Origin of the sequence: Pantoea sp. BJFS-204 (assembly GCF_049310725.1) — a bacterium.
Lineage (GTDB): Bacteria > Pseudomonadota > Gammaproteobacteria > Enterobacterales > Enterobacteriaceae > Pantoea > Pantoea agglomerans.
Map to the genome: position 1 here is coordinate 190,680 of NZ_JBMOWE010000005.1, position 17,115 is coordinate 207,794.

13 protein-coding genes and 2 tRNA genes are annotated in these 17,115 nt (G+C 56.4%); 10 read left to right on the plus strand and 5 right to left on the minus strand.

Going from position 1 to position 17,115, the window contains the following annotated elements; translation table 11 throughout:
- Positions 1 to 2: 2 nt before the first annotated feature.
- From ACO6VX_RS15605 to fes, 3 genes are all read right to left on the minus strand, one after another.
- Positions 3 to 3,932, minus strand: coding sequence for an enterobactin synthase subunit F (locus tag ACO6VX_RS15605; RefSeq protein WP_422458188.1), 3,930 nt, complete (start codon positions 3,930 to 3,932; stop codon positions 3 to 5).
- Entirely contained in the window at positions 3,925 to 4,143 is a 219-nt protein-coding gene (locus ACO6VX_RS15610) for an MbtH family protein (RefSeq protein WP_029519500.1), read from the minus strand. The genes ACO6VX_RS15605 and ACO6VX_RS15610 overlap by 8 nt, the downstream gene beginning before the upstream one ends.
- 99 nt (positions 4,144 to 4,242) lie before the next feature.
- Positions 4,243 to 5,448 carry an enterochelin esterase gene (gene fes, locus ACO6VX_RS15615; protein WP_422458189.1) on the minus strand — a complete coding sequence of 402 codons (1,206 nt, stop codon included), beginning with the start codon at positions 5,446 to 5,448 and terminating at the stop codon, positions 4,243 to 4,245.
- Positions 5,449 to 5,698: 250 nt separating this feature from the next.
- On the opposite strand from fes, the gene ACO6VX_RS15620 reads away from it, so the two are divergent.
- Complete coding sequence (locus ACO6VX_RS15620) at positions 5,699 to 7,966, plus strand: TonB-dependent siderophore receptor (RefSeq protein ID WP_033769500.1); 2,268 nt, start codon at positions 5,699 to 5,701, stop codon at positions 7,964 to 7,966.
- A 63-nt stretch (positions 7,967 to 8,029) separates the two neighbouring features.
- Here ACO6VX_RS15620 and dacB read toward each other — a convergent pair whose 3' ends face one another.
- Entirely contained in the window at positions 8,030 to 9,463 is a 1,434-nt protein-coding gene (gene dacB / locus ACO6VX_RS15625; protein ID WP_010251813.1) for a serine-type D-Ala-D-Ala carboxypeptidase, read from the minus strand.
- Positions 9,464 to 9,712: 249 nt separating this feature from the next.
- Here dacB and greA point away from each other — a divergent pair, with 249 nt between their 5' ends.
- Positions 9,713 to 10,189, plus strand: coding sequence for a transcription elongation factor GreA (greA, locus tag ACO6VX_RS15630; RefSeq protein WP_010251811.1), 477 nt, complete (start codon positions 9,713 to 9,715; stop codon positions 10,187 to 10,189).
- 106 nt (positions 10,190 to 10,295) lie between these two features.
- Here greA and yhbY read toward each other — a convergent pair whose 3' ends face one another.
- Positions 10,296 to 10,589, minus strand: coding sequence for a ribosome assembly RNA-binding protein YhbY (gene yhbY, locus ACO6VX_RS15635; protein ID WP_010251809.1), 294 nt, complete (start codon positions 10,587 to 10,589; stop codon positions 10,296 to 10,298).
- Between the two features lie 127 nt (positions 10,590 to 10,716).
- Here yhbY and rlmE point away from each other — a divergent pair, with 127 nt between their 5' ends.
- From rlmE to rimP, 8 genes are all read left to right on the plus strand, one after another.
- Positions 10,717 to 11,346 (plus strand): 23S rRNA (uridine(2552)-2'-O)-methyltransferase RlmE, encoded by a 630-nt coding sequence (rlmE, locus tag ACO6VX_RS15640; RefSeq protein ID WP_010251807.1) that lies wholly within the window; start codon positions 10,717 to 10,719, stop codon positions 11,344 to 11,346.
- Between the two features lie 113 nt (positions 11,347 to 11,459).
- Positions 11,460 to 13,385 (plus strand): ATP-dependent zinc metalloprotease FtsH, encoded by a 1,926-nt coding sequence (ftsH, locus tag ACO6VX_RS15645; protein ID WP_010251805.1) that lies wholly within the window; start codon positions 11,460 to 11,462, stop codon positions 13,383 to 13,385.
- A 79-nt stretch (positions 13,386 to 13,464) separates the two neighbouring features.
- Positions 13,465 to 14,304, plus strand: a complete 840-nt coding sequence (gene folP, locus ACO6VX_RS15650) for a dihydropteroate synthase (RefSeq protein ID WP_010671999.1) — start codon at positions 13,465 to 13,467, stop codon at positions 14,302 to 14,304.
- Positions 14,301 to 15,635: a phosphoglucosamine mutase gene (gene glmM, locus ACO6VX_RS15655; RefSeq protein WP_010251799.1), complete on the plus strand. Its 1,335-nt coding sequence runs from the start codon at positions 14,301 to 14,303 to the stop codon at positions 15,633 to 15,635. The genes folP and glmM overlap by 4 nt, the downstream gene beginning before the upstream one ends.
- 216 nt (positions 15,636 to 15,851) lie before the next feature.
- On the plus strand, positions 15,852 to 16,190 hold the full coding sequence (gene secG, locus ACO6VX_RS15660) for a preprotein translocase subunit SecG (RefSeq protein ID WP_010251798.1): 339 nt from the start codon (positions 15,852 to 15,854) through the stop codon (positions 16,188 to 16,190).
- A gap of 37 nt (positions 16,191 to 16,227) precedes the next feature.
- Positions 16,228 to 16,314: transfer RNA gene (locus ACO6VX_RS15665), tRNA-Leu, on the plus strand.
- 59 nt (positions 16,315 to 16,373) lie between these two features.
- A tRNA-Met gene (locus ACO6VX_RS15670) sits at positions 16,374 to 16,450 on the plus strand.
- A 212-nt stretch (positions 16,451 to 16,662) separates the two neighbouring features.
- Positions 16,663 to 17,115 carry a ribosome maturation factor RimP gene (rimP, locus tag ACO6VX_RS15675; protein WP_010251795.1) on the plus strand — a complete coding sequence of 151 codons (453 nt, stop codon included), beginning with the start codon at positions 16,663 to 16,665 and terminating at the stop codon, positions 17,113 to 17,115.

Here is a 17,115-nt window from a genome sequence, read left to right on the forward strand (position 1 = left end):
GTTCAGGGATTCAGCGACGCCAGGCACTGCTGCAGTCGTGGCCCAATCTGTTCGAACATGCGCGGTGAGATGATCTCGACGTGCGCACAGTCCAGCGGCCAGATAGTCAGCTCGCCGACATAGGGCGCCCAGGCGCGGCGCGCATCCTGACCGGGCTGCTGCGTCTGTTCCGCCAGGAACAGAGTTGCGTGTCCGGTGAAGCGGGCACTGCGCGCTGTTGCCAGCAGGCGCACTGAACTGGCGTAATTGGCTTCAATGGTGGTAAACAGTGCCTCCATTCCTTCACCGGCCTGCTGCCGTTGCGCAGCGATAAACTGCTCGCGCTCACGATTAACCTCTTCCAGCACCGCCGGATCCAGCACGTTTTCACCGCGCCGTTCATCCCAGTTCTGCGTCTCCGGCGGCCAGGTATCCAGCAGTCCGAGGAAGGCAACGGTTTCACCTTCGGCCTCCAGCCGCGCGGCGATACCCTGCGCCAGCGTGCCGCCCAGCGAGTAGCCCAGGAAATAGTATGGCCCCTGTGGCTGCTGCTGACGCACCGTCGCCAGATGCGCCTCACACACCGCGTCAAGGTGCTGCGCCTGGTTCAGCGGGCTGGCGGTGTCGGGTGACTGAATGCCGAGTAGCGACCAGCGTGCATCCAGATAGCGCTGCAACACGCTGAACTGCCAGGCAAAACCGGAGGCGGGATGGAAGCAGAACAGCGTCGGGCCAGTGCTGCGTCGCAAGGGTAATACCGCTTCAAATCCGGCGCGAGCCACATCCGCGGGCTCGCTGCTGAGCAGTGCCGCCAGCTTTTCTACCGTGGATGCCACCATAATCTGGCCCACTGACACAGGCTGATTCAGCGTCCGGCGCAGCTGTGCTGCCAGCCGCATCGCCAGCAGCGAGTGGCCGCCCAGCGAGAAGAAATCATCCTGGGCGCTCACCGGTTCGCACTCCAGCAGCCTGGCAAACGCCTGTGCCAGTGTCGTTTCGAGTCCGGGATGCGGCGCGCGACCAGCCAGCGCTGCCTGCGTTTGCGGCAGCGGCAACGCTTTGCGATCCAGTTTACCGTTGCTGCTGAGCGGTAACGCCGCCAGCTGAACAATCGCCACCGGCACCATATGCGCCGGTAACTGTGTGGCCAGAGTCTGACGCATTGCGTCGGTATCGATCGGGCCATCAGCCACCACATAGCCGACCAGCTGGCGGGCATCGCCCTGCTGATCGCTGCTGCTCCCCAGCACCACCGCATGTGTGACGGCCTGCTCAATGCCAGGTAGCGCAGCCATGGCGTGGTCGATCTCGTTCAGCTCGATACGCTGTCCGCGAATTTTAAGCTGATCGTCGCTGCGGCCCAGATACTCCACCGCACCATCCGGCAGCCAGCGCGCCACATCACCGGTGCGGTACATCCGGGAGCCTTGACCCCACGGATCGGCGACAAACCGGCTGGCAGTAAGGTCGGGACGATCAAGATAGCCATGTGCCAGCTGCACGCCGGTCAGATAGAGATCGCCAGCCACGCCCGGTGGCACCGGCTGCAGACGCGCATCCAGAATCCGTAAGCCGGTGTTCCAGACCGGGAAGCCAATCGGCACGCTGGCCCCTTCGACGGCCGCCAGCTCCGGGCCAAAGGCCGGATAGTAGCTGACATCAACCGCCGCTTCGGTCGGGCCATAAAGATTATGCAAGGGCACACGGGTCAGCGCCTGCCACTGGCGCGATAACTCTGCGGGCAGCGCTTCGCCGCTACAGAAAACCCGGCGCAGGGTGGCGCAGCGCGCTATCGCGTCACCTTCCTGCAACGAAGCGACAAAAGCAGCCAGCATCGACGGAACAAAATGGGTGGTGGTCACGCGGTAGCGTGCAAACAGCTGCTGCAGCGCGTCCGGGTCGCGATGAGCATCGGGCGGAGCCATCACCAGCCGTGCGCCGACGATGAGCGGCCAGAAGAACTCCCATACCGAAACATCAAAGCTGCTCGGGGTTTTCTGCAACACCACATCATCGCTGCCGAGCGGATAGCGATCCTGCATCCATAACAGACGGTTGACGATCGCCTCATGACTGACCAGCACCCCTTTTGGCCGACCGGTCGAGCCGGAGGTATAGATGATGTATGCGCCATCCTGTGGACGCGGGGCCTGCATCAGCACGCTATCAACGGGTGTTAACAGCGCGTCGTAAAACAGCGGCGCGACGGGTGAGAGTGCCGCCAGCCGCTCGGCCAGTTCACGACAGGTGATCAGCGTTTTCGGCGCGGCATCTTCCAGCATCATCTGTAACCGATCGTCCGGGTAGCCGGTATCAAGCGGCAGCCAGGTTGCCCCCACGCTGACGATCGCCTGCAGCGCGAGCGATAAAAAGACCGAACGCGGCAGCGCTACGGCGACGATATCACCCGGCGTCACTCCCTGCGCAATCAGCTGTTGCCCCAGCGCGGCGACCTGCTGCTGCATCTGTTGATAGTCAAGCTGATGCCCCTCATCTGCCAGTGCCGGAGCGCGCGGCGAACGCTGTGCCTGACGGAGCAGCAGGCTGCTCAGGGTTTCTGCGGGCAGCATTACGGCAGTCTGGTTGATTGCCGCGAGCTGCTGATGCTCTTCCGGCATCAGCATGTCCAGCTCGCCACAGGCACTGGCTGGCCGGACGGCAAGCTGCTGAAGCAGCAGGCCAAAGCGGCTGGCATGTTGTTTCAGCGTTGTGTCGCTGTAGCGCTGTGCATTAGCCAGTAGCTCCAGCGTCAGGTCGCCCTGTTCGCTGAGGTAGATAGCAATTTCCAGATCGCGTACCGGTCCTGACGCCAGCTGATGAGTTATGCCTTTGATGCCAGCGAAATCGAGCTGGTAATCAAACATCTTCAGATTGATTACCGGCCCATAGAGCGGATCGCTGTCGCCGGAGCGACCCAGATCGCGCTGCACCTGTTCAGCGTCGTAGCGCTGATGGCGACGCATTTTTTTGACTTCGCCCGCCAGACGCCCGGCCAGTGCCGTCAGCGGCTGTGCCGGATCGTAATGCACCGCCATTGGCAGCACGTTAATCACCGGACCGGTGGCGCAGAGCGCGGCCGAGCCGATGCGGCGCATAAAGATGAAACCGGCGGCGAACGCATGCTGGCCGGTGAGGCGCGCCAGCCATAAGGCCACCAGCGCAAAGGCGGTATCCGCAGCACTGAGGTTGTGCTGCCCGGTGTGCGTCAGCAAAGCCTGAAAAGTGTCGCGATCCACGGCAAACGTGTGGCGCAGCAGGTCGGTGCTGGCGCTCTCACCGGCCAGCGGCAGAGCGGACAACGAGGCGGGCGCAGGTAGCTGCGCGCCTTTCTCCAGCCAGAACTGGCGATCGCGCTGCCAGCCCGAAGATTGCTGATAGCGCTGATATTCATCAACGACGTCGCTGAACGGCACGAACGGGCTTGGCTCCGGCGTGTCGCCGCGCTGCCAGGCGCTGTAGAGATTGGCGATACGGCGGGTCAGGGCGGTGAAACTAAAACCATCGACCACCAGATGATGGTATCGCTGATACCAGTACCAGTGATCCTCATCCAGCCGAAACAGGCTGTGATGGTAGAGCGGCGCGCCGCTCAGCACCCGCAGATCGCCGGTCATATCCTGCTGCATCAGCGCACGTGCTTCGGCCTCCGGATCGGCGGCATCGCGCAGATCGATCACCTCAGGCTCGCGGAAAGCCTGGGGTTCAGGCCACTGTAGCGGTTCACCCTCCTGCTCGCCAAAGGCCATATTCAGTGTGTCCGCTTCCTGCATGCCAGCAATTATGGCCCGTGACAGCAGCGCGCTGTTCAGCGCACCGCGCAGTTCGACAAAATGCGCCACGGCGTAAGCATTGGAATAGGGCGATAGCTGGTCAGCGATCCAGATTCCGGGCTGAGCGGCCACCAGCGGCAGCGTTTTTTGTTCTGTCTGCGGGTTGAGGGTGATCTCAGACATTTTCGCCTCTGTCCTGCGTCATAACCGGACGGATATCGTGCCAGTTTTCATTCAGCCAGCTCAGACAGTCAGCCTGTGGCCCGGGGCCAAACACCGGCTGCCATCCTGCCGGAACCGCACAAAAGGCGGGCCATAAACTGTACTGCTGCTGATCGTTCTTCAGCACCTGACAATCCTGTTGCGGATCGTCGAAAGGGTTAAGTTGTTGCATGTCGGTCTCCTGTCCGCAGTCACCGGGCGCGCTAACGCCGCTGTCCTGCATAGATATCTTTCAGTGGCGCGCAGAAGGCGGAATATAAGCGGGTTAGGGCTATTGCCACATGGCTTTAAGGCCTGCCAGCAGTCCGCCGCGCCAGCACAGCGCATCGTGACCGCCTTCGACCGGGTGATAGCTGACCTGATGTCCGGCAGCGTTCAGATCGCGCTGAAACTGCTGGTTTGCTGCCAGAATCAACCGTTCGCGTCGTCCCGCTTCCAGGTAGAAGCGGCGAGGGGGCGCCTGCAGTAAGCCCTGTTGTAACTGCTGTGGCAGCCAGCCATTGGGATCGCCGCGCGCGGGCCACCAGAGCGACCCGGAGAGGCTGATCGCCCCAGCAAAGGTTTCCGGCCAGGTCAGGGTGGCGTAAGCGGCAGAAAGGCCGCCAAAACTTTGTCCCGCTACCAGCGTGCTGTCGGCACGAAACGGCGCCCAGCGCTGAACCTGCGGCAACAGCTCGTGCTGAATCGCCAGCCAGAAGTCAGGGTTACAGGTCAGCTCACGCGTGCGGTGTTCGCGGTCGATGATGTCGATCATGACATAGACCGCAGGGGGCAGTTCGCCCGCCTCTGTCAGTTGCTGAAGCGGGCCGGCAACCGGCATGTTCTGTGCCCAGAACTGACCATCCAGCAGCAGTACCAGCGGACGATCGCCTGCACTGGCGTCTCCGGTGACAGAGATCCAGATCTGACGCTGGTTCCCCAGCCGTTCGCTGCGCCACAAATAGTGTTGCAGCGGAATATCGGCGGCACGGCCTTCATCAACTGCACGCCACACCTGCTGATCCGGCGCGTGTGGCAGGTGCAGTGGCGAGACTCTCATTCCGCGTCCACCCGCCCAGCTTCGCAAAGGATTCAGCGGGTCGCTTTGCGCCTGCGGGAATTTCTGACTCCACCACTGGCGCACTGCCTGCATATCGGCCTGCCCGGTAAACGTCTCTTCCTGACTATCAGGAATCAGGCAGTAGCTGCCGCGCCAGTCAGCGGGCAGGGCGGTTTGCCACCACCAGACATCGGTATCGGGAACAGGCGTTAATGAGGAGGGGACCGCTGAATGATGATGATCGGTTACGCCGGTAATATTGATCCAGACGCGCCGGGTATCGGAGTGCTGCGTGTCACCCTGGGGATCGCGCCAGAAAAAGGTGACCTGACAGGTTCCCTTTTCGCCAGCTTCAACCAGAGGAATGCCCCGTTGCTGCTGCTGTTGCCACCAGCGTTCACTGCCGGTTTCTTCATTTAACCACGTCATACGCGCCATCTTTCGATCACCCTTGATTAGGGTCATGCATGTTATGAATAATAGTATTGATAATTATTTGCATTTGCAATAGGGTGTTTCCGCCCGACAGGGAGCGCGCGCATCCTCTCTGCCGCACCGGCTTTCAGACTGATGCAAAGCGGTTCTGACGCTGGCCCGGCGACAAGGGGAAAACGTTGCAGGCAAGGTTATTACTTTTTTACCGGCACGCCGGCAGTGGCATCCTCGCCGGCACTCCAGGAACAGAAAAATGAAAAAGTTATCCCGGCTTTCGTTAGCCATTATGATTGAACTGGGTTTCACCGCCTCTCTCATTTCTGCCGGTGCCGTGGCTGCTGAAGCCACCCGCGAACCGGCTATCGACAGCAGCACCTCCGATACCCTCCACGACGACACCATGATGGTGACCGCCGCCGAGCAGACGTTGCAGGCACCTGGCGTGTCGACCATCACCGCCGACGAAATTAAAAAACATCCACCCGCACGCGATGTCGCCGAAATTATTCGCACCATGCCTGGCGTCAATCTGACCGGTAACTCCACCAGCGGCCAGCGCGGAAACAATCGCCAGATCGATATCCGCGGCATGGGGCCGGAAAATACCCTGATTCTGATCGATGGATTGCCGGTGACCAGCCGCAACGCGGTTCGGCTTGGCTGGCGTGGCGAGCGTGATACGCGCGGCGACACTAACTGGGTGCCGCCAGAGATCATTGATCGCATTGAGGTGATCCGCGGTCCGGCAGCGGCCCGTTACGGTAACGGTGCAGCGGGCGGCGTGGTGAACATCATCACTAAAAAAGAGATGGATAATCAGTGGCACGGCTCATGGAGCGCCTATTACAACGTGCCGGAACACAAGGAGGAGGGCGCGACCCGTCGCACCAACTTCAGCCTTGAAGGGCCGCTAGGCGATGATGTCAGTTTCCGGCTCTATGGCGGTCTGGCAAAAACGCAGGCTGATGCTTACGACATTAATGAAGGGCACGCCGCAGACCGCACCGGCAGTTACGCCGGATCGTACCCGGCGGGCCGGGAAGGCTCGATCAACAAAGATATTCATGGCCTGCTGCGCTGGGCATTTGCGCCGATGCAGACGCTGGAAGTGGGGGCCGGTTACAGTCGTCAGGGCAACCTCTATGCCGGGGACACGCAGAACACCAATACCAACGCCCTGGTGAAAAGCAAATATGGTGACGAGACCAACCGGCTCTATCGGCAGAACTTTTCTGTTAAGTGGACCGGTGCCTGGGACAATGGCATCAGCACCAATACCTACGCGCAATATGAGAACACCCGCAACGCGCGTCTGAATGAGGGGCTGGCAGGCGGCACCGAAGGCATCTTCGCCAACAGCAACTTCAATACCATCCAGCTGGATGATGTGTTGCTGCACAGTGAGATCAGTGTGCCGTTTGAATGGCTGGTGAACCAGACCGCGACTTTCGGGACGGAATGGAATCAGCAGCGGATGAAGGATCCTTCATCGACGACTCAGGCCGCCAGCTACGGGTCGATTCCCGGTATCGCTACGACCGGCCGCACACCCTATTCACAGGCGGAAATCTTCTCGCTGTTTGCCGAAGACAATATTGAGCTGACCGACAGCACCATGCTGACGCCGGGCCTGCGCTTCGATCACCATTCGATTGTCGGCGATAACTGGAGCCCGTCGCTCAACCTGTCACAGGGATTAGGCGATGAGTTCACCCTGAAAATGGGTATTGCGCGCGCCTATAAAGCCCCGAGCCTCTATCAGACCAACCCGAACTATCTGCTCTACAGCAATGGTCAGGGCTGCGCCGCCAGTGCCGGTGCCTGTTATCTGATGGGTAATGACGATCTGAAAGCGGAAAACAGCATCAATAAAGAGATTGGGGTCGAATGGAAGCGCGACGGCTACCAGGCGGGCCTGACCTGGTTCCGCAACGACTACCGTAACAAGATCGAGGCTGGCACGGCGCCAACCGGCACCGCATCTAACGGCAAAACCGACATCTACAAATGGGAAAATGTGCCCAAAGCGGTCGTCGAGGGGCTGGAAGGCACGGTCAATGTCCCATTCTCTGACAGCGTGACGTGGAACAATAACTTCACTTACATGTTGCAGAGTAAGAATAAAGAGACCGGCGATCGTCTGTCGATTATTCCGGAATATACGCTCAATTCGACGCTGAGCTGGCAGGCGATGCAGGACCTCTCCCTGCAAACGACCCTGACCTGGTACGGTAAACAGGTACCGAAGAAATATGACTATAAAGGTAACGCCGTTACCGGTAGCGCCACCGATCAGGTGAGCCCCTATTCGGTTGTGGGCATGAGCGGCACCTATGACGTTAATAAATATGCCAGCGTCACCGTGGGTATCGACAACCTGTTCGACAAGCGCCATTTCCGGCAGGGCAACGCGCAGACCACCGGCAATGCCACCACCGGAGCGTGGCTCTATGGCGCAGGGGCCAATACCTTTAACGAGTCGGGCCGCACCTGGTATATGAGCGTGAATACCCGCTTCTGATGGACGGGCAATAAAAAGCGCAGCGGTTGACCTGACCGCTGCGCTTTTTTCATGACTGAATAATCAGTTGTTCTGATTGATATCGCGGTAGAGACGGCTCTCAAATCGCACCAGCGGAATACGGCGGGTACGCTGATCTTCCGGCGGGACCGCATAACCGGAAAGGAACTGAACGAACGCCACCCGCGCACCACTGGAAGTAGTAATAAAGCCCGCCAGGTTATAGACGCCCTGCAGTGAACCGGTTTTCGCCGAGACTTTGCCATCCAGCCCCGCCTCATGCAGCCCGCCGCGATACTGCAGCGTGCCGTCGTAACCTGCCAGCGGCAGCATCGAAATATAATCCAGCGTGTTGTCATTCTTCGCAATGAACTGCAATACCTGCATCATGGTTTGCGGCGAAATCAGGTCATGGCGGGAGAGACCTGAACCATCCACCTGAATGCTATTACCCATGTCGACATTGGCTTTGGCTTTCAGGATGCGGCGAACGGCATCCTGTCCGGCGCGGAACGTGCCGGGCACATTGAAGTAGTGATGGCCAATGGTGCGAAACACCGTGTCGGCAATCATGTTGTCTGACTTCTTCAGCATGGTGTGCAGCAGCGTATGCAGCGGCGCGGACTGGGTCGATGCCAGCACGGTACCCGGTTCGGTGACCTGCGTCTGTCGCACCAGATGCCCGCTATAGTCAATCTCAGACGACCGCAGTTCCGCCTTGAGGATTTCGCCAGCCCAGGCCGCGCCATCCTGCACCGCAAATGCCAGCGGCAGCGGTTCCGCGCGCTGGCGCATACAGCCCGTGAGGGTGTAACGGTTCAGCTCGCCCGGCACCACATCCAGCTCGCAATATTGCCCTTCGCCGCTGTTGCGGCCAATGGTGCGCACCTGGCTGTACATATGCGCCGGATAATAGGAGGCGATACGTACAAAGGCATTCTCACCCGGCGTATTAGCACTGTAGAGCGAAACCGAGAAGCAGTTTTTATCAACGATTGCCGCACCCGGCGGAGCACTGAAGCACTGGGTCATATCGTTCCACGGCCAGCCCGGCGCCATATCGTGACTGGCAAAAACGGAGGTGTCGATAACCAGATTGCCTTTGATATGGTTAATGCCCTGCTTCTTTATCGCCGCCACCATGTTGCGCAGATCCTGACGGCTTAAGGTGGGATCACCGCCGAAACGTGCAACTAAATCGCCGTTCAGGGTGCCATCGATAATGGCGCCGCGAGTCTCAAAAGTGGTCTGAAAACGGAAGTCGCCACCCAGCTCCAGCAATGCTGCCAGCGCCGTCACCACTTTCATGGTACTGGCGGGCAGGGCCATCTGTTTTCCGTGATAATCAATAATCGGTGTTGATGCGCCTACTTTTTGTACCATCAGCGCCAGATTGGCGCCGTCTGGCAGGTACTGCATGTATTCATCAACTGGCGCTGCGTGTGCCTGCAGCATAAATGCGCAGCTTAATCCGGTAACAAGTCGTGAAAATCGCATAATCTCGCGGTAACTGGCAGGTGAGGGCGTCAATACTACGTCGCTGGACGGTGCAAAGTAAACGATGACCCGCAGGGAACTCTGGGGTAAAATACGTATCAAATTGCAAAACTCTTTTCTGGCCTGGAAGCATCTCCGGGTCAGGATTCTTTTATTTGCAAAAACGGGCTAATGCGCCGCAGAACGCTTTTTTCTGCAGTCACCGGTCAGGATGACATCGTTAAACAGGAAAGATGGCGAGGAGCTTAAATGAATCAGATTCCGATGACGTTAAGAGGCGCTGAAAGATTGCGCGAAGAGCTGAACGAGCTGAAAACCGTGAAGCGCCCGCGCATTATCGCCTCTATCGCTGATGCACGCGAACATGGCGATTTAAAAGAGAACGCGGAATATCACGCTGCGCGTGAAGAGCAGGGTTTTTGCGAAGGCCGTATTCAGGAGATTGAAGCCAAACTCTCCAATGCGCAGGTTATCGACGTCACTCAGATGCCGAAAACCGGACGCGTGATTTTCGGTGCCACCGTTACCGTGCTGAACGTCGAAACCGACGAAGAAGCCACGTATCGCATTGTGGGCGATGACGAAGCGGACTTTAAGCAAAATCTGATTTCGGTCAATTCGCCGATGGCGCGTGGCCTGGTGGGTAAAGAGGCCGATGACGTGGCTATCGTGAAAACCCCGGGCGGCGACGTTGAGTATGAAATCCTGAAGGTGGAATACCTTTAAGATGTTGCTACGCTTTGAAAAGCGTTAAAGCACAATGTAAAGAAAGGAAAAAGGCCGCATTGCGGCCTTTTATCTGAGGTAAGAGCATGTCACTTTCTTTGCCCACTTAGCGTGGCAGAGAAATTTTGCTCTCTTTAGAGGGGCGATACAGCACCAGCGTTTTGCCGATCACCTGTACGTTGCTGGCACCGGTCTCACGCACGATAGCCTCAACGATCAGCTGCTTCGTTTCACGATCTTCCGAGGCAATTTTTACCTTGATCAGTTCGTGATGCGACAGAGCCTGCTCGATTTCGGCCAGCACGCCTTCAGTCAGGCCATTGCCACCCAGCATAACCACTGGCTTGAGCGGATGGGCGAGGCCCTTGAGGTGCTGTTTTTGTTTGGTACTTAGATTCATCGTAGTTTTTTACTTACTCAGGGATTGAAAACGGTTCATTCTACCGCCATCTCGGGTATATCACCAAATCGACGCAACCCATTGCGTGCAGGTTTATCGCTACGATGACGATTTAGTTGGAAATATTATGACGGGTAAAAAGCGTTCGGCCAGCTCCGGCCGCTGGCTTCAGGAACACTTTAGCGATAAATATGTGCTCCAGGCGCATAAAAAAGGGTTGCGTTCGCGCGCCTGGTTTAAACTTGATGAAATACAACAGGGTGACAAGCTTTTCAAACCCGGCATGACCGTGGTAGATCTGGGTGCTGCACCCGGTGGCTGGTCGCAATATGTGGTACAGCAAATTGGGAACAAAGGGCGAGTCATTGCCTGTGATATCCTGCCAATGGATCCGATAGTCGGTGTCGATTTCCTTCAGGGCGATTTTCGTGAAGAATCGGTGGTCAATGCGCTGCTTGAACGCGTTGGCGATCAAAAAGTTCAGGTTGTCATGTCCGATATGGCGCCGAATATGAGTGGTACACCTGCCGTAGATATTCCCCGGTCGATGTATTTAGTCGAGCTGGCGCTGGAGATGTGTCGGGATATCCTGGCACCTGGCGGCAGTTTTGTAGTGAAAGTGTTTCAGGGAGATGGCTTCGATGAATACCTGCGGGAAATTCGCTCCCTGTTTACGAAAGTGAAAATTCGTAAGCCGGACGCTTCACGTTCACGTTCACGTGAAGTGTATATTGTGGCGACTGGGCGCAAACTATAACCAAATTGCTGGAGAAGTCCGCAGTTTTGCTGCGATTCCATGTATGCGGGATCTATAGTACCCTACGCTATCTGTTAACACCGTTGTAATATGAGGTTAATCCCTTGAGTGACATGGCGAAAAACCTGATTCTCTGGTTAGTCATCGCGGTCGTGCTGATGTCAGTATTCCAGAGCTTTGGGCCCAGCGAGTCGAATGGCCGTCGGGTTGATTATTCAACCTTCCTGTCGGAAGTGAACCAGGATCAGGTCCGCGAGGCACGTATTAACGGGCGTGAAATTAACGTCGTTAAAAAAGACAGCAATAAATACACGACCTACATTCCTGTCAACGATCCCAAGTTGCTCGATAACCTCTTGACCAAAAACGTCAAAGTGGTTGGCGAACCGCCGGAAGAACCAAGCCTGCTGGCTTCAATCTTCATTTCGTGGTTCCCGATGTTGCTGCTGATCGGTGTGTGGATCTTCTTTATGCGTCAGATGCAGGGCGGCGGCGGTAAGGGCGCGATGTCCTTCGGCAAGAGCAAAGCCCGCATGTTGACGGAAGACCAGATTAAAACCACTTTCGCCGACGTAGCAGGTTGTGACGAAGCGAAAGATGAAGTTGCTGAGCTGGTGGAATATCTGCGTGAGCCAAGCCGTTTCCAGAAGCTGGGCGGTAAGATTCCAAAAGGCGTTCTGATGGTGGGGCCACCGGGTACCGGTAAAACCTTGCTGGCAAAAGCGATTGCCGGTGAAGCGAAGGTGCCTTTCTTTACCATCTCCGGTTCTGACTTTGTGGAAATGTTTGTCGGTGTCGGTGCATCTCGTGTGCGTGACATGTTCGAACAGGCCAAAAAAGCGGCTCCGTGCATCATCTTTATCGATGAGATCGACGCAGTCGGTCGTCAGCGTGGCGCCGGTTTAGGCGGTGGACATGACGAACGTGAGCAGACGCTGAACCAGATGCTGGTTGAGATGGATGGTTTCGAAGGTAACGAAGGTATCATCGTTATCGCCGCAACTAACCGTCCTGACGTACTGGACCCTGCGCTCCTGCGTCCAGGGCGCTTTGACCGTCAGGTTGTTGTTGGCCTGCCAGATGTTCGCGGTCGTGAGCAGATCCTGAAAGTGCATATGCGTCGTGTGCCGCTGGCAACTGATGTTGATGCAGCAATCATTGCACGTGGTACGCCAGGCTTCTCGGGTGCCGATCTGGCCAACCTTGTTAACGAAGCAGCGCTGTTCGCGGCCCGTTCAAACAAGCGTGTGGTTTCGATGGTGGAGTTCGAGAAAGCGAAAGACAAAATCATGATGGGTGCGGAACGTCGCTCCATGGTGATGACGGAATCGCAGAAAGAGTCAACTGCCTACCACGAAGCAGGCCACGCCATTATTGGTCGCCTGGTGCCAGAGCATGACCCGGTTCATAAAGTAACGATTATCCCGCGCGGTCGCGCACTGGGTGTGACCTTCTTCCTGCCTGAAGGCGACGCGATCAGCGCCAGCCGTCAGAAACTGGAAAGCCAGATCTCAACGCTTTACGGCGGTCGTCTGGCAGAAGAGATCATCTATGGTGCAGAACGTGTTTCTACCGGTGCGTCCAACGATATTAAAGTTGCGACCAATCTGGCACGTAACATGGTGACGCAGTGGGGCTTCTCTGAAAAACTGGGCCCGTTGCTCTATGCAGAAGAAGAGGGTGAAGTGTTCCTTGGACGTTCTGTCGCGAAAGCGAAACATATGTCTGATGAAACGGCCCGCATCATCGACCAGGAAGTTAAGCACCTGATCGACAGCAACTACCAGCGTGCTCGTCAGATTCTGGGTGAGAACATGGACATCCTTCACGCGATGAAAGACGCGCTGATGAAGTATGAAACCATTGATGCACCGCAGATCGACGACCTGATGGCGCGCCGCGAAGTGCGTCCGCCAGCGGGCTGGGAAGATCCAGGCAGCAACTCAGACAGCAACGGTACGCCAAAGGCGCCACGTCCGGTTGATGAACCGCGTACGCCAAACCCAGGCAATACCATGTCAGAGCAGTACAACAAATAAGACGCAACATCGTCAGACAAAACCCCGGCTGGTCCGGGGTTTTTTACATCCAGATATTGATCAGCAAGGAGTTTCCACCATGAAGTTGTTCGCTCGTGATTCCCATCTCGATTTATCTTTTCCACATGTGATGGGCATTCTTAACGTCACGCCGGACTCCTTTTCAGATGGTGGAAAGCATAACGCGCTGGTCGATGCGCTGACGCATACCAATGAGATGGTCAATGCAGGCGCAACCATCATTGATGTGGGTGGGGAATCAACCCGTCCTGGCGCGGATGAAGTGAGTGTGGAGGAGGAGCTGGAGCGGGTGATTCCGGTCATCGATGCCATTGCCCAGCGTTTCGAAGTCTGGATTTCAGTGGACACCTCTAAAGCCGATGTCATCCGGGAAGCCGCGCGAGTGGGTGCTCACATCATTAACGACGTGCGTTCACTTTCCGAACCCGGAGCACTGGAAGCCGCCGCCTCGACCGGGCTGCCCGTCTGTTTAATGCATATGCAGGGCGAACCGCGCACCATGCAGCAGGCACCGGTTTACGAAAATATTTTAAGCGAAGTGGACACTTACTTCGCTCAGCAGATAGCGCGCTGCGAAGCAGCGGGCATTAAAAAAGAGCGTCTGATACTCGACCCGGGCTTCGGTTTCGGTAAAAATCTCAGCCACAATTATGAACTGCTGGCTCATCTTGGCGATTTTCACCACTTCGGCCTGCCGCTGTTAGTGGGGATGTCGCGTAAATCGATGATTGGCCAGCTGTTAAACGTCGGCCCGTCACAGCGTTTAACCGGCAGCCTGAGTTGCGCGGTGATTGCTGCTATGCAGGGCGCGCAGATTATTCGCGCCCATGATGTAAAAGAGACGGCTGAAGCGATGCGCGTGGTCGAAGCGACCCGAAGAGCAAAAGGAGTATCATGAGTAATCGTAAATATTTCGGTACAGACGGCATTCGTGGCAAAGTCGGTGAAGCACCCATCACCCCCGATTTCGTCCTGAAGCTGGGCTGGGCCGCAGGTAAAGTGCTGGCGCGCCACGGTTCAAAGAAGATCATCATCGGTAAAGATACCCGTATCTCTGGCTATATGCTGGAGTCCGCGCTGGAAGCCGGTCTCGCCGCAGCAGGCCTGACGGCCGCCTTTACCGGCCCGATGCCGACACCAGCCATCGCCTATCTGACCCGTACTTTCCGCGCAGAGGCGGGCATTGTGATTTCAGCGTCACATAACCCGTTTGACGACAACGGGATTAAATTCTTCTCGTCCGAGGGCACCAAACTGCCCGATGACGTCGAAGAGGCGATTGAGCTGGAGATGGAAAAGCCGATTACCTGCGTTGAATCAGCGCAGTTAGGCCGCGCCAGCCGCATCGTCGATGCAGCAGGGCGTTACATTGAGTTCTGCAAAGGCACTTTCCCCAGCGAACTGAATCTGAATGGCCTGAAAATTGTGGTCGACTGCGCCAATGGCGCCACCTACCACATTGCGCCGAATGTATTGCGTGAACTGGGCGCGACGGTGATTGCTATCGGTGTCCAGCCAGACGGCATGAACATCAACAAAGAGTGCGGTGCCACCGATCTCAAACTGCTGCAGCAGCGCGTGCTGGCGGAGAAGGCCGATATCGGCCTGGCCTACGACGGTGACGGCGATCGCATCATGATGATTGACCATCTGGGTGACAAAGTTGATGGCGACCAGATCCTCTACATCATTGCGCGTGAGGCCCTGCGTCAGGGACAGCTTCGTGGCGGCGTGGTGGGTACGCTGATGAGTAACATGGGGCTGGAGTTAGCGCTGAAACAGCTTGGCATTCCGTTTACCCGTGCCAAAGTCGGTGACCGTTATGTACTGGAAAAGATGCAGGAGAAGGGCTGGCGTCTCGGTGCAGAGAACTCCGGTCATGTGATCCTGCTGGATAAAACCACAACCGGTGACGGTATCGTTGCAAGTTTGCAAGTGCTCACTGCGATGGTGCGTAATCACATGAGCCTGCACGATCTCTGTAGTGGCATGAAGATGCTGCCGCAGGTTCTGGTTAACGTACGCTTTGCGGGCGAACATGATCCGCTTCAGAGTGACGCGGTAAAAGCTGTCACGGCTGAAGTGGAAAAAGCGCTGGCGGGTCGCGGACGCGTTCTGCTGCGTAAATCAGGTACTGAGCCATTAATTCGTGTCATGGTCGAAGGCGAAAATGAGGCGCAGGTCACCGAACTGGCGAATCGCATCGCCGACCAGGTCAAGGCCGTTTAAGACAGTAACAGGCGGTCTGCAGGGTGCTGAACTGCCTGTAAAATCACCGGGATGGCGTTTTTTTCTGCAAACAGTATGGGTAGTAAAAATTGCACTTGCAGAGATATGCGCCTTTGGTTAGTATTCACACCCGCTTCTGATGGGTGATGACGAGACTCCCCATCAATACTGGTTGAAGCTTTAACTGTACGATTACCGTGCAAGGAACAGGATGATATGTACCAAGCTCTTTTAGTAGTTTTCCTTATTGTAGCTATCGCCCTCGTGGGTATGATCATGCTGCAGCAAGGCAAAGGCGCTGATATGGGAGCCTCATTCGGTGCAGGCGCATCCGGTACGGTGTTTGGTTCTTCGGGTTCAGGTAACTTCATGACTCGTACAACCGGCATCTTAGCAGCGCTGTTTTTCATCATCAGCCTGGTTCTGGGTAATCTGAACAGCAATAAAGCGTCTAAAGGAAGCGAGTGGGAAAATCTTTCTGCGCCGGCGCAGTCTTCTCAACAGACTGAAAAGCCAGCTCAACCGGTAACGCCGGGCAGCGATATTCCTAAGTAAGGTCGTCAGCACAACGAATCGTTGTGGTCAGTGCAGTGCCGTGGTGGTGGAATTGGTAGACACGCTACCTTGAGGTGGTAGTGCCCGATTGGGCTTACGGGTTCAAGTCCCGTCCTCGGTACCAAATAGCAGTATCCCTTGCATTTTATGCAGGTCTGGCGTATTATTCGCCACGTTTTCGGACGCGGGGTGGAGCAGCCTGGTAGCTCGTCGGGCTCATAACCCGAAGGTCGTCGGTTCAAATCCGGCCCCCGCAACCAATTTTCCCTTTGAGTTCTTTTTCAAATATACTGTATGCATCGACGGACGCATTCACGGTTATTTTTTGAAAGAAAATTCTTTGGATGGAGTCCGGGCCGCATTGCGGCATACAGGGTCCAGTGATTAAAAGCCCCGAATATTCGGGGTTTTTTGTTATTAGCGAATCGTAATACTGGGCTATAGGCCCTTTTTTTATGTCTTGGGGGTGGGCTTGTCCACATTAGAGCAAAAATTGACAGAGTTGGTATCGGCTCCCGTAGAAGCGCTGGGTTACGAACTGGTTGGAATTGAATTCGTTCGTAGTCGCACATCTATCCTGCGCATCTATATTGATAGTGAAGATGGCATCAATGTCGATGATTGCGCCGATGTCAGCCACCAGGTAAGTGCGGTAATGGATGTTGAAGATCCCATTACGGTCCCTTACAACCTAGAAGTCTCTTCACCGGGACTCGATCGTCCTCTGTTCACTGCAGAACACTACACCCGCTTTATGGGTGAAGAAGTGAGTCTGGTGTTGCGTATGGCCGTGCAGAACCGCCGTAAATGGCAGGGAACCATTAAGTCAGTTGATGGCGAGATGATCACGGTGCACGTTGAGGGTAGCGATGAAGTGTTCGCACTGAGTAATATTCAGAAAGCGAACCTGGTCCCCCACTTTTAA

Coding starts and splice junctions, on each gene's coding strand:
- dacB (WP_010251813.1), bottom strand. CDS start 9,463: ATGCGATTTTCACGACTTGTTACCGGATTAAGCTGCGCATTTATGCTG.
- ACO6VX_RS15605 (WP_422458188.1), bottom strand. CDS start 3,932: ATGTCTGAGATCACCCTCAACCCGCAGACAGAACAAAAAACGCTGCCG.
- secG (WP_010251798.1), top strand. CDS start 15,852: ATGTACCAAGCTCTTTTAGTAGTTTTCCTTATTGTAGCTATCGCCCTC.
- ACO6VX_RS15610 (WP_029519500.1), bottom strand. CDS start 4,143: ATGCAACAACTTAACCCTTTCGACGATCCGCAACAGGATTGTCAGGTG.
- glmM (WP_010251799.1), top strand. CDS start 14,301: ATGAGTAATCGTAAATATTTCGGTACAGACGGCATTCGTGGCAAAGTC.
- ACO6VX_RS15620 (WP_033769500.1), top strand. CDS start 5,699: ATGAAAAAGTTATCCCGGCTTTCGTTAGCCATTATGATTGAACTGGGT.
- yhbY (WP_010251809.1), bottom strand. CDS start 10,589: ATGAATCTAAGTACCAAACAAAAACAGCACCTCAAGGGCCTCGCCCAT.
- rlmE (WP_010251807.1), top strand. CDS start 10,717: ATGACGGGTAAAAAGCGTTCGGCCAGCTCCGGCCGCTGGCTTCAGGAA.
- ftsH (WP_010251805.1), top strand. CDS start 11,460: ATGGCGAAAAACCTGATTCTCTGGTTAGTCATCGCGGTCGTGCTGATG.
- greA (WP_010251811.1), top strand. CDS start 9,713: ATGAATCAGATTCCGATGACGTTAAGAGGCGCTGAAAGATTGCGCGAA.
- fes (WP_422458189.1), bottom strand. CDS start 5,448: ATGGCGCGTATGACGTGGTTAAATGAAGAAACCGGCAGTGAACGCTGG.
- folP (WP_010671999.1), top strand. CDS start 13,465: ATGAAGTTGTTCGCTCGTGATTCCCATCTCGATTTATCTTTTCCACAT.